This window comes from Ruegeria sp. BC8 (assembly GCF_056535705.1).
The window spans coordinates 3057935-3070683 of the sequence record NZ_JBQFIV010000001.1; the positions used below are offsets into that span (position 1 = coordinate 3057935).

Here is a 12749-nt window from a genome sequence, read left to right on the forward strand (position 1 = left end):
CAGACATTCGGCAGGACCACGGATGACCAACATACTTGTGACCGGCGGCGCCGGATATATCGGATCTCATGCCTGCAAGGCGCTGGCGCAGGCGGGCTATGTGCCCGTGACCTATGACAACCTTGTCACCGGCTGGCAGGATGCGGTGAAATTCGGCCCCTTCGAACAGGGCGATCTGCTGGACCGCGCGCGGCTGGAGCAGGTCTTTGCCAAGTACCAGCCGGCGGCAGTGATGCATTTTGCCGCGCTCAGCCAGGTCGGCGAAGCCATGAGCGAGCCGGGCCGGTACTGGCGCAACAACGTCACCGGATCGCTGAGCCTGATTGAGGCGGCCGTGGCCGCCGGCTGCCTGGATTTTGTGTTCTCGTCCACCTGTGCAACCTATGGCGACCACGACAACGTGGTGCTGGACGAAACCACGCCGCAACACCCGTTGAACGCCTATGGCGCCTCGAAACGCGCGATCGAGGACATCCTGCGCGATTTCGAACAGGCGCACGGGCTGAACCACGTGATCTTTCGCTATTTCAACGTGGCCGGTGCCGACCCTGACGGCGACGTGGGCGAGTTCCACCGCCCCGAGACGCATCTGGTTCCGCTGCTTTTGGACGCGATCGACGGCAAGCGCGACGCGCTGACCGTCTATGGCACCGATTACGACACGCCCGACGGCACCTGCATCCGCGACTATGTCCATGTCTGCGACCTGGTGGATGCGCATGTGCTGGGCCTGCGCTGGTTGGAACAGGGCAAGGGCAGCCGGGTGTTCAACCTGGGCACCGGCACCGGGTTTTCAGTAAAAGAGGTGATCGCGCAATCGCACAGCGTGACCAATCGCGAGGTGCCTTTCATCACCGGTCCGCGCCGGGCGGGCGACTGCACCAAGCTGGTGTCAGGCTCGACCCGGGCCGAGGCCGAACTGGGCTGGCGGCCCAAACGGTCGCGGCTGGAAGTGATGATCGCCGATGCCTGGCGCTGGCATCAGAATGGCCATTACGAAAAGTGATCGAGCCATGGGCGCCGCGCACCACCATGACGAAAACGCCCCGGGCTGGGTTCGCAGATACCGCCTGCGCCTGAAACGCAAGCGCCTGCTGTGGCGGTCCTTCCGCAGCCGCCACGCGTTGACGCCGGTTTCCGACAAGACCCGGCTGATCGCGCCCACCGACATTCTGGCCTTTACCACCCTGCGCAACGAGATCGAGCGCCTGCCCTGGTTCTTGCGCCACTATCGCAGGCTGGGGGTCGATCATTTCCTGATGGTCGACAACGGCAGCGATGACGGTTCGACCACCTATCTGCTGAACCAGCCGGACGTGTCGCTGTGGCAAACGCAGGCCAGCTATCGCGAGGCTCGGTTCGGGCTGGACTGGCTGACTTGGTTGCAGATGCGGCATGGCCATGGTCATTGGACGCTGATGGTGGATGCGGACGAACTGCTGATCTATGCCCATCACGACGGCCGCGACCTGCACGATCTGACGGGATGGCTGGACCAAATCGGACAGCCGGCCTTTGGCGCGCTGATGCTTGATCTATACCCGAAAGGCCCGTTGGGCGCGGCGCCCTATGATCCCGAGACCGACCCGACCGAAACTTTGAACTGGTTCGATTCCGGCCCTTACAGGGCCCGCCGGCAAGAGCCGCTGGGAAACCTGTGGGTGCAAGGCGGCGTTCGCGAACGCGCCTTCTTTGCCGATTGCCCGGACCGGTCTCCGACCCTGAACAAGATTCCGTTGGTGAAGTGGGACCGTCGCTATGCCTTCGTGAACTCCTGTCACTCGGCCCTGCCCCGACACCTGAATTTTGCCTATGGCGGGCCTTCCGGGCAAACCCCCTCGGGCGTCCTGTTGCACACGAAATTCCTGCCGCAAGTCGTCGAGAAGTCGCGCATCGAAAAACAAAGGCGCCAGCATTTTCATGATCCCGACCAATTCGGGCCATACTATGATGGCATCATTGCCGGGCCCGACCTTTGGACTCCACAATCAGAACGGTATTCAGGCTGGGCGCATCTGCAGAGCCTTGGACTGCTGTCAGCGGGCGGGTGGACGTGAACGGGGAATCCTGTGCCCCAAAAACCCATGCTTGGCTAATGGCTTTTAAATACATTGCTTCGCAAGGTGCGAAAATGTCATAAAACGTTAGTGTCCGGCTCCCGTCTGACCAAATGCGGACCCCGGGCATGCTCGCGTATTACAAGAAGGTTGGGCAGCGCGTGAGCCTTTTGGATTCTTACCGGATGAGACTGCGGCGCAAGCGCCGTCTTGTGCGCTGCATCCGCCGAAGACGCGATCTGCGCACCGTCCGCAACAACACCCGGCAGATCCGGTCCGGTGATGTTCTGCTGATGAGCGTCGTGCGCAACGAAAAGATCCGCCTGCCCTATTTTCTGGACTATTACCGCAAGCTGGGCGTCCGGCATTTCCTGTTCGTCGACAATGACAGCACGGATGGCACGCTGGACTATCTCAAGGCGCAGCCCGATGTCTCGGTCTGGTATACGAATGCCAGCTATCGCCGTTCTACATTCGGGATCGACTGGTCCAACTACTTGCTGCGGAAATACGCCCATGGACACTGGGTCCTGACCGTAGATCCGGACGAGTTCCTGATCTATCCGTTCTGCGACACACGTCCCATCGACGCGCTGACCGACTGGCTGGACGGCACCGGGGTGCGCAGTTTCGGGACGATGCTGCTGGACATGTATCCCGAGGGGCCGATACAGGACGCCACCTATCACGAGGGGCAGGACCCGTTCGAGATTGCCGCATGGTTCGACTCGGGCAACTACATGATCACCAAGAACCCGGCCTATGGAAACCTGTGGATTCAGGGCGGGCCACGAGCAAGGGTTTTCTTTCAGGACAAGCCCGCGAAAGCGCCCGCGCTGAACAAGATCCCTCTGGTCAAATGGGATCGGCGCTATGTCTATGTCAGCTCGACCCATGCGCTGCTGCCGCGCGGCCTGAACCAGGTCTACGACGAGTGGGGCGGCGAGAAAACCAGCGGCGCATTGCTGCATGCCAAGCTGATCAACACGCTGGGTGACAAAGCCCGCGAAGAACTGCAGCGCGGTGAACACTACCGCGCGTCCGGCGAATACAGGGCCTATGTCGACCAGTTGGAGAGCAAACCGGTTTTCTGGTGCAAATGGTCCGAGAAATACATCAACTGGCGCCAACTTGAGATTCTGGGTCTGATGTCCAAAGGGAACTGGGCATGAGCGGGACCCTGGGCATCGTGATGCTGGTCCACACTGCGCTGGACCGGGCTGAGCAGGTTGCCCGGCACTGGACCGCGGCGGGTTGTCCGGTGGTCATCCACGTCGACCGCAAGGTCGACCCGGCTGTGTTCAAAGACTTTGTCGCAGCCTGCGGGGATGATCCGCTGATCCTGTTCTGCGACCGCCAGATCTGCGAGTGGGGCGGCTGGGGCATCGTTGCCGCTTCGCAATCGGCCGCGACGCTGATGCTGGAGCGCTTTCCCGACGTACGCCATGTCTTTCTGTCATCGGGCTCTTGCCTGCCATTGCGCCCGGTTCAGGACCTGATCGATTACCTGAGCGACCGGCCCCGCGTGGATTTCATTGAAAGCGCCACCACTGCCGATGTCAGCTGGACCGTGGGCGGGCTGGACCTTGAACGCTTTACCCTGAGGTTTCCCTTCTCGTGGCGCAAACACCGCAAGCTGTTTGACCGCTTCGTCAAGCTTCAGCGGGCGGTCGGATATCGACGGACAATCCCCAACGGGCTGATCCCGCATATGGGCAGCCAGTGGTGGTGCCTGACGCGGCAAACCCTGACCGCGATCCTGCAGGATCCCAAGCGAGAGGTCTATGATCGATATTTCCGGCATGTCTGGATCCCCGACGAAAGCTATTTCCAGACGCTGGCGCGGCTCTATTCCACACAGATCGAAAGCCGATCGCTGACCCTGTCGAAATTCGACTATCAGGGCCGCCCGCACATCTTCTATGACGATCACCTGCAGTTGCTGCGCCGATCCGATTGCTTCGTCGCCCGCAAGATCTGGCCGCGCGCCGAACGGCTGTATCAGGCGTTTCTGAACGATCAGTCCCTCGCCGGAAAACCCGCCGAGCCAAATCCCGGCAAGATCGACCGCGTTTTCTCCAAAGCGGTCGAGCGTCGTACCCGCGGCCGCGACGGCCTGTACATGCAAAGCCGTTTTCCCCGCCATGGCAGCGAAAATGGCCTGACCGCGTTTCCTTACTCCGTGTTTCAGGGTTTTTCCGAGTTGTTTGAGGACTTTGAAAGCTGGCTGGGCAATGCGTCAGGCGCCCGCGTCCATGGGCATCTTTTCAACCCCAAGCGCGCCGAATTCGCCGAAGGAGAGACCATCCTGAACGGGTCCCTCAGCGACAACGCCATTTTGCGCGACTACAATCCGACGGCGTTTCTGTCGAACCTGATCTGGAACACCCGGGGCGAACGCCAGTGCTTTCAATTCGGCCCCGCCGACACCCAGAAGATCAATTGGTTTCTGGCGCGAGACAAGAACGCTCAGGTCTGCGTGGTCACCGGTGCCTGGGCTGTTCCGCTGTTTCGGTCGAACATGAATTTCGCCGACATCCGCGCCGAAGCGGCCCGCCTGCAAAAGATCGAGACCGAACAGCTTGAGGTGCTGGATTCCGTGTGGACCAAAGCGCGCGTGAATGTTTGGTCAATGGCCGAATTCGTCGAATCTCCGATGGAACACCTGCAAACCGTTCTTGAAGAGATGGGCGCGACGCAGCCCAGCCATCTGATCGAGGCGCCGACGATGGTTGATCTGGCCGGGTTTGGAAAGTTCCTGCAAAACCTCAAGAACCAGGGAATGCACCCTCACCTGATGGGCGACTTTCCTGCCGACGATGTATTCGGCAATCAGACCCGCCCGTATCGCAAGCCCTACCTGGTGCAATGACCCCGCATGCCGACCGACTTTGACTATTTCATCATTCTTGCCGAAATGCGCACCGGGTCGAACCTGCTGGAGGCAAACCTGAATGCGTTGGACGGCGTGCAGTGTCATGGCGAGGCGTTCAATCCCCACTTCATCGGATACCCGAAAGCAACCGAAGTGCTAGGATTTTCACTGGAAGACAGGGATGCTGCGCCGGACCGCCTGATCGAAGCAATGCGTTCCGCGCCGGAGGGTCTGCACGGGTTCCGGTTTTTTCACTCGCACGACCCGCGGGCCCTGACGAAGGCGCTGAACGATCCGCGCTGCGCAAAGATCATTCTCAACCGCAACCCGTTGGACAGCTACATCTCGCTCAAGATTGCGCGGGAGACCCAACAGTGGATGCTGACCAACGTGAAACGAAGGCGGGCCAGCAAGGTTGCGTTTGATGCGGACGAGTTTCGAGACTACGTGGATGAGCAGCAGGCGTTTCAACTGAGTTTGGTCAACCAGCTGCAAAAAACGGGCCAGACCGCATTTTACATCGGTTACGAGGATCTGACCCAACTGGATGTTCTGAACGGACTGGCGGCATGGCTGGGGGTTGAGGCGCGTCTGGATCAACTGGCCCCGGATCTCAAACCTCAGAACCCGGAACCGGCTTTGTCAAAGGTGACCAATCCCGAAGCCATGGATGCTGCCCTTGCGGCGCTGGACCGGTTCAACCTGCACCGAACGCCGAACTTTGAACCACGACGGGGCCCGGCCGTTTCGCGTCATATCGCGGCCGCGGAAACGCCGTTGATGTATCTGCCGATCCGTGGTGGACCGGAACAGATCGTGGTTCAATGGATGTCCGAACTTGATGGCGGCGAGCTAATCACCGACCGAAACCAGAAACAGGTGCGCCGCTGGATGAAGGCGCATCCGGGTCACCGGAAATTCACGGTCCTGCGACACCCGTTGGCGCGGGCGCATTCGGTGTTTTGCGAACGGATCCTCGACACCGGGCCCGGCGCATATGCCGGAATCCGAAACCGGCTGCGCAACGGGTTCAAGTTGCCGATCCCGGGCCAGGTGCGCGATGGAAACTATTCGCTCGAGCAGCACTATCAGGCGTTTTCGGCGTTTCTTGAGTTTCTGCAGCTGAATCTCTCTGGCCAGACCCCGATCCGGGTCGACGGGCTGTGGTGCACGCAGGCCCGCATGCTGGAGGGGATTGCGGGCTTTGCCCTGCCCGACCTCATACTGCGCGAAGAAGAGATGGCGACCGCGCTACCGGATCTGGCCCGCGGCCTGGGGCACAATGCCCCGCCGAAGCCCGGCGTGCCCGCGCCGGACCAGCCCTATTCGTTGGATCAGATCTACGATGGCAAACTCGAGGCGCTGGCCGAGGAAACCTATCAGCGCGATTATCTGCAGTTCGGATTCGGGAAATGGCGGCCTATCAGGGACGCACGGTGATCAACGTACCCTCGTTCACCATCGCATATATCTCTTCGATCTCTTCGTTTTTGACGGCGATGCAGCCAGCGGTCCAATCCGGTGTCTTCTTCGCGCGCTTGAACTCCTTGCGCAGGTTCGGTTGGCCGTGAATGAAGATATCTCCACCCGGGTCGAAGCCCATCGCCTTTGCCTTGGCGATATCCTGGCTGTTGGGATAGGAAATCCCCAGCGACAGGTGATATCGGCTGCGAGGGTTGCGGCGGTCGATCAGGTAACTGCCTTCGGGTGTGCGACCGTCTCCGCGCTTGACCTTTGTGCCGCTTGGAGCGAACCCAAGCTCGACATCATACTCACGCAAGATCTGCTCGTGATGCAGCAGGTACATCTTGCGCGCGCCCTTGTTCACCACGATGGATGTCACCTCGGGTCCGTTGTAGGTCAGAAACCGGGGGCCCGCACTTCCACAAGCCGAAAGGCTCAGTGTTGCCAGTGCACCCAATCCAAATGCTCGACGATCCATGATTTCACTGCCTGCTCGTTTTTTCGCATAATGCCAAAATCCGGCAGAAACGGAAATCACTTTTTGCTGTTCATATGCTCGGTCAGGCGGCGTTCGATCGACTCCAACCGGTCCAGCACCTCGTCCCGATAGGCATCCGTCTTGACTTCATCCTCGGCGTGGTGGGCATCCTGCATCGAATTCACGATCAGACCGACCAGCAGGTTCACGACCGCAAAGGTGGTGACCATGATGAAGGGCACGAAGAACAGCCAGGCGTAGGGATAGACCTCCATCACCGGGCGGACAATGCCCATCGACCAGCTTTCCAGCGTCATGATCTGGAACAGGGTATAGGCCGACAGACCCAGATCACCGAACCACTCCGGAAAGCTGTCCGAGAACAGTTTGGTCGAGATCACCGCGCCGATATAGAACAGGATCGCCATCAACAGGAACACGCTTGCCATGCCCGGCAAGGCCGAGATGAAGCCCTCGACCACCCGGCGCAGGCGTGGCGCAACCGAGATCACCCGCAGCACCCGCAGAATCCGCAGCGCACGCAACACCGAAAGACCCGCACCGCCGGGCACCAAGGCGATACCGACGATCACGAAATCGAAAATGTTCCAGCCATTGAGGAAGAACCGGCGCCCGTTGGCCACCAGTTTCATTGCAATCTCGACCACGAATATGGTCAGGCAGATGGTGTCGAGCAGCACGATCGCCGGCCCGAATTTGGCCATCAGGCCGTCCGAGGTTTCCATGCCCAGCAGAACCGCGTTCACCAGGATGACGCCGGTGATGAATTGCGAAAACCGCGGGTTTTCGACAAAGGCCTGCAGGCGCTGCCGGATCGTCATGCGGAGGGTCTCCTGTCGGGTCATGGGGTCTCTGCCAGTTTGAAGCTGCCCACCAGTTCGCTGTGGGATGACCATCGAAATTGGTCAACCACTTGGACCCATTCAAGGGCATAGCCCGCCTGAACCAGAATTTTTGCATCACGCGCGAAGGTCACAGGGTTGCAGGACACATAGGCGATGACCGGACGGCGGGCCTGAGCCAGCTCGGCCACCTGGGCCTCGGCGCCGGCGCGCGGAGGGTCCAGAACCACGGCGTCGAAGCGGCGCAGCTCGTCCGGCATCAAGGGGCGGCGGAACAGGTCGCGCGCCTCGGTCGCGACCTGTTTCAATCCCGTGGACTTGCGCCAGCCCTGATCCAGCGCACGGGTCATGTCGGCCGCGCCTTCTACGGCATGAACCTCGGCCCGTTGCGCCAGCGGCAACGAGAACGTGCCGCAGCCCGCGAACAGATCAACCACCCGCTTGGCTGGGCCGACAATCTCGAAAACAGCCTGTGTCAGAGCCTGTTCTCCATCTTTCGTGGCCTGCAGGAAGGCCCCCGGCGGCGGGACCACTGTGGCCGGTCCGAACCGCTGTTTTGGTGGGTTGCGCATGGCGATCACCTCGCCATCCCAGGCCAGCCGCGCCAGCCCGTGCTGCTCAGTCGCCTGCGCAAGCGCCAGTTCCAGCGGGCCATCCAGCGGCTTGCCGCCCTGCACCGCCACGTCCAGTCCGGCTTCGGACAGGGTCAGGGTGACCGACAACACTCCCTTGCGGCTGCCGCCCAGTTCGGCCAGCGTCTTGGCCACGGGGATGGCGGCGGTCAGCGCCGGGTCCAGCAGCTGACAATCGGGAATCTCGGTGATCACGTCCGAGGCGCGGCCGTGGAACCCCGCCAGCGCGCCCTTCTTGGTGCGGCGCACAGCGATGGTGGCGCGGCGACGCGACTGCGGTGGCGACGTCAGGATCGGGCGCATCTCGGCCTGCAGCCCCTGAGCTGCCAAGGCGGTACGCACCACCTCGACCTTCCAATCCGCCACGAAGGCGTCCGAGGCATGCTGCAACTGGCAGCCGCCGCAGCTTTTGTAGTGGCGGCAGGGCGGCTTGACCCGATCGTCCGACGGCGTCAGCACCTTGATATCGGTCAGCACCGAGCCGTCCAACGCGCCGCTGACCCGCTCTCCGGGCAGCGTTCGGGGGGCATAGACCGGGCCCTCGACGATGCCGTCGCCCTGATGCCCGAGGCGGAGAATGGTGTATTCCTGCGTCATGGCCTGCCTGATAGCTGGGCTGATGCGCCAACAAAACCCTTATTCGGCGGCTTCGGTCTGGATGAACCCGCCCGACTGGCGGTGCCAGAACCGCGCATACAACCCGCCCTGCGCGAGCAGGGTGTCATGCGGACCGCTTTCCACGATGCGCCCGTGATCCAGAACGATGATCCGGTCCATCTCGCTGAGGGTGGAAAGGCGGTGGGCGATGGCCAGAACGGTCTTGCCTTCCATCACCCGGTGCAGCGCGGTCTGGATCGCGGCCTCGACCTCGGAATCCAGCGCCGAGGTCGCCTCGTCCAGCACGAGGATCGGCGCGTCCTTCAGGATCGCGCGGGCCAACGCGATGCGCTGACGCTGGCCGCCGCTCAGCTTGACGCCGCGCTCGCCCAGATGCGCGTCATAGCCCTTGCGCCCCTGCCCGTCCTGCAGATCGAGGATGAAATCATGCGCCTCGGCCTTTTTGGCGGCGGCGATCATCTGGTCTTCGGTGGCATCGGGCCGACCGTACAGGATGTTGTCGCGGGCCGAACGGTTGAACATCGCGGTTTCCTGCGTGACCATGCCGATCTGGCGGCGCAGGCTGTCCTGCGTGACGCGGGAGATGTCCAGCCCGTCGATCAGAATTTGCCCACTTTCCCTGTCATAGAGCCTGAGTAGCAGCGAAACCAAGGTGGACTTCCCCGCCCCCGAGGCACCGACGATTCCCAGTTTCTCCCCCGGCTGCACCGTCAGCGTCAGGTCCGAGACCCCGCCCACGTCGCGACCATAGGCAAAGCTGACATCACGGAACTCGATCCGGCCTTCAGGCACCGTCAGCTCGGTGGCGTCCGGCGCATCCTCGACCCGGTCGGGCCGCGCCAAGGTTTTCATGCCGTTTTCGATCTCGCCCACATGGGCGTAGATCCCCATCAGGGTGAAGCTGACCCAGCCCGTCATCTGCGCGATGCGGATCGAAATGGCGCCCGCCGCCACGATATCCCCGGTGGTCGCCGACCCGGCCTGCCAAAGCCACAGCGTCGCGCCCAACAGCAGAACCGGCAGAAGCCCCGCCAGTGTCATCAAAATGAACCGGAAACTGGCCGACAGCTTGCCGAAGGCCAGCGACTTGTCGCGCAGCGCAACCATCGAGTCGCGCGCCGCCTGATCCTCGAACTCGGAATGGGCAAACAGCTTAACCGTCTTGATGTTGGTGATCGTGTCCACCACCTGCCCCGACACCATCGCCCGTGCCCCGGCCCGTGCGGCCGAGCGTGTGCGGATGCGCGGCAGGTACCAGCGCACCAGCAGGAAATACACCGCCAGCCAAGCCACGAAGGGCAGCATGACCAGGGGATGAATAGACCCTAACAAAAGCAAAGATCCCACGAGCGAGGCCAAGGCAAAGACGATGGCGCTGATGGTTTCCGATACGACCGAGGTCAGCGCATTGGCCGTCTGCATCTGTTTCTGCGCGATGCGACCGGCAAAATCGTCGTCGAAATAGGTGACCGACTGGCCCAGCGTCCAGCGGTTCAGCTTGGCCAGCACCAGCGGTGGGATGTTGGGCATGACGATATAGTTGTTCGACACCGAGGACAGCCCGAACAGCAGCGGCCGGATCAGCATGAAGAACGCCACGGCGCCCAGGATCATCCACAGGTTTCGCGGTGTCAGAAAGTTCTCGGGGCCGCTGGCGGTCGCGATGTCGATCACCCAGCCCAGAATCCAGGCGGTTCCGGCCTCCATCGCGCCTGCCAGGGCCGAAAACAGCGCAGCGGCGAACAACATGGGCCAGGCCCCTGTCAGGCACCAGCGAATGAACGCCCCCAACCTTTGCGGCGGGGGCGTCTGGGTGGGTTCAAACGGTTTGATCAGGTCTGCGACCGTCATTCTGCTGCCTCGTCCGCGGCCTCGGGGTTCATGAAGCCGCCAGATTGGCGCGCCCAGAACTGGGCGTAAAGACCGCCCTGCTCCAGAAGATCGGCATGGGTGCCTTCCTCGACGATCCGGCCTCCGTCCATCACCAGGATGCGGTCCATCTGGGCGATGGTGCTGAGCCGGTGCGCGATGGCGATCACGGTCTTGCCCTGCATCATGCCGTACAGCGTCTCCTGGATTGCGGCTTCGACCTCGGAATCTAGGGCGGATGTGGCCTCGTCCAACAACAAGATCGGCGCGTCCTTCAGGATCACCCGCGCCAGCGTCACCCGCTGCCGTTGCCCGCCGCTCAGCTTGACGCCGCGCTCGCCCACATGGGCGTCATAGCCGGTGCGGCCCTGCGGGTCCTGCAGGTCGAGGATGAAGTCATGCGCCTCGGCCTGTTTGGCGGCGGCGATCATCTGGTCTTCTGTCGCATCGGGACGGCCATACAGGATGTTGTCGCGCACCGAGCGGTGCAGCAGCGCGCTGTCCTGCTGAACCATGCCGATATTGCGGCGCAGGCTGTCCTGGGTGACAGTGCGGATGTCCTGCCCGTCGATCAGGATCGCACCGCTTTCCACGTCGTAGAACCGCAAAAGCAGCTTGACCAAGGTCGACTTCCCGGCCCCCGAGCGCCCGATCAGCCCGACCTTTTCGCCCGGCTGGATGGTCAGATTGACGTGATCCAGCCCGCCGGTCTCGCGGCCATAATGGTGCGACAGGTCGCGGATCTCGATCCGGCCGTCGGTCAGTTGCAATGGTTTGGCGCCCGGCGCATCCAGCAGGTCGACGGGCTGGGCGATGGTCTCCATCCCCTCGGCCACAACGCCCAGCTGGCGGAAGAAGCTGGTCAGAGCCCACATGATCCAGCCGGTCATGGCATTCAGCCGCAGCGTCAGCGCGGTGGCCGCCGCCACCACCCCGACCGAGGCACTGCCCTGCATCCACAGGTAAATGGCCCAGCCGACCACACCGATGATCAGCACGCCGTTCAGCGCGACCAGAACGGCATCCATGATGGTGAAGATGCGCATTTCGGTCTGGAAGGTGCGCCGGGTCTCTTCGATTGCTTCGCGCGCATAGTCGAGCTCCTGCTGGGCATGGGCGAACATCTTCACCGAGTGGATGTTGGTATAGCTGTCGACCACCCGGCCCGTCACCGTGGACCGCGCATCGGACGCGGCCTGCGACGCCGGCCCGACCCTCTGTACCGTCCAGCGCACCAGCAGCGCATAGAGCGCGAACCAGATCAGCAACGGCAGCAGCAGGCGCGGATCGGCTGCCATCAGCAGGATCGCCGCGCCGATCAGATAGGCCAGCGAGAACGAAATCGCATCGAACACCTGGAACACCACCTCGCCCGCGGCGGGCGGGGTCTGCATGATGCGGTTGGCGATGCGCCCGGCAAAATCATTCTCGAACCAACCGACCGACTGGCGCAGAACGTGCTTGTGCGCCCGCCAGCGGATCAGCGTTCCGAAATTGGGCAGGATCGCGTTGTTCAGCAACAGCACGTCCAGCACATGCAGGATCGGGCGCAGGAACAGGATGAACAGCGCGACCAGGACCAGCTCGGTCCCGTGGGCCTGCCAGACTTCGGACGGCGATGCGCCCAGCAGGTCGACGACCCGGCCCATATAATAGATCAGCCCGATCTCGACCGCGGCCACGATGATCGACATCAGCGCGGCCCAGAAGAAGACGCGCCGAAAAGGGCGGGAATAATCCAGCATGAAAGGCCACAGCCGCGTCGGCGGCGTGTCCACCTCTTCATATGCAACAAAAGGGTCTACGAGGTTTTCGAAATAGCGAAACATGGAGGTGCTCCGATTGAGCAGGAAAATTGAAAATGCGAAAGCAGATGGCGCCAAAACACCACCC

Annotated in this window: 10 protein-coding genes; 5 read left to right on the top strand and 5 right to left on the bottom strand. The window is 62.0% G+C overall.

Going from position 1 to position 12749, the window contains the following annotated elements; all coding sequences use genetic code 11:
- Window positions 1-22: 22 nt before the first annotated feature.
- From galE to ACR3EK_RS15435, 5 genes are all read left to right on the top strand, one after another.
- On the top strand, window positions 23-1006 hold the full coding sequence (gene galE / locus ACR3EK_RS15415) for a UDP-glucose 4-epimerase GalE (RefSeq protein ID WP_170529520.1): 984 nt from the start codon (window positions 23-25) through the stop codon (window positions 1004-1006).
- A 7-nt stretch (window positions 1007-1013) separates the two neighbouring features.
- A complete protein-coding gene (locus tag ACR3EK_RS15420; protein WP_480634033.1) occupies window positions 1014-2057 on the top strand; it encodes a glycosyltransferase family 2 protein in 1044 nt (347 codons plus the stop codon).
- A gap of 185 nt (window positions 2058-2242) precedes the next feature.
- Window positions 2243-3229: a glycosyltransferase family 2 protein gene (locus ACR3EK_RS15425; RefSeq protein WP_093963921.1), complete on the top strand. Its 987-nt coding sequence runs from the start codon at window positions 2243-2245 to the stop codon at window positions 3227-3229.
- Complete coding sequence (locus ACR3EK_RS15430; protein ID WP_480633830.1) at window positions 3226-4929, top strand: DUF5927 domain-containing protein; 1704 nt, start codon at window positions 3226-3228, stop codon at window positions 4927-4929. Before ACR3EK_RS15425 ends, ACR3EK_RS15430 begins: the two co-directional genes overlap by 4 nt.
- Window positions 4930-4935: 6 nt before the next feature.
- A complete protein-coding gene (locus ACR3EK_RS15435; protein WP_480633831.1) occupies window positions 4936-6372 on the top strand; it encodes a nodulation protein NodH in 1437 nt (478 codons plus the stop codon).
- Here ACR3EK_RS15435 and ACR3EK_RS15440 read toward each other — a convergent pair.
- Genes ACR3EK_RS15440 through ACR3EK_RS15460 form a run of 5 tightly spaced genes read right to left on the bottom strand, consistent with a single transcriptional unit; the run spans window position 6356 to window position 12685 of the window.
- Window positions 6356-6874: a L,D-transpeptidase family protein gene (locus ACR3EK_RS15440; protein WP_170340715.1), complete on the bottom strand. Its 519-nt coding sequence runs from the start codon at window positions 6872-6874 to the stop codon at window positions 6356-6358. The genes ACR3EK_RS15435 and ACR3EK_RS15440 overlap by 17 nt on opposite strands.
- Window positions 6875-6930: 56 nt before the next feature.
- The gene (locus ACR3EK_RS15445) at window positions 6931-7716 is read right to left on the bottom strand and encodes an ion transporter (protein ID WP_170364388.1); all 786 of its coding nucleotides are present in this window, start codon (window positions 7714-7716) and stop codon (window positions 6931-6933) included.
- A gap of 20 nt (window positions 7717-7736) precedes the next feature.
- Window positions 7737-8966 carry a class I SAM-dependent RNA methyltransferase gene (locus tag ACR3EK_RS15450; RefSeq protein ID WP_480633832.1) on the bottom strand — a complete coding sequence of 410 codons (1230 nt, stop codon included), beginning with the start codon at window positions 8964-8966 and terminating at the stop codon, window positions 7737-7739.
- A gap of 39 nt (window positions 8967-9005) precedes the next feature.
- A complete protein-coding gene (locus ACR3EK_RS15455) occupies window positions 9006-10838 on the bottom strand; it encodes an ABC transporter ATP-binding protein (RefSeq protein WP_480633833.1) in 1833 nt (610 codons plus the stop codon).
- Window positions 10835-12685: an ABC transporter ATP-binding protein gene (locus ACR3EK_RS15460; RefSeq protein ID WP_480633834.1), complete on the bottom strand. Its 1851-nt coding sequence runs from the start codon at window positions 12683-12685 to the stop codon at window positions 10835-10837. The genes ACR3EK_RS15455 and ACR3EK_RS15460 overlap by 4 nt, the downstream gene beginning before the upstream one ends.
- Window positions 12686-12749: the final 64 nt, after the last annotated feature.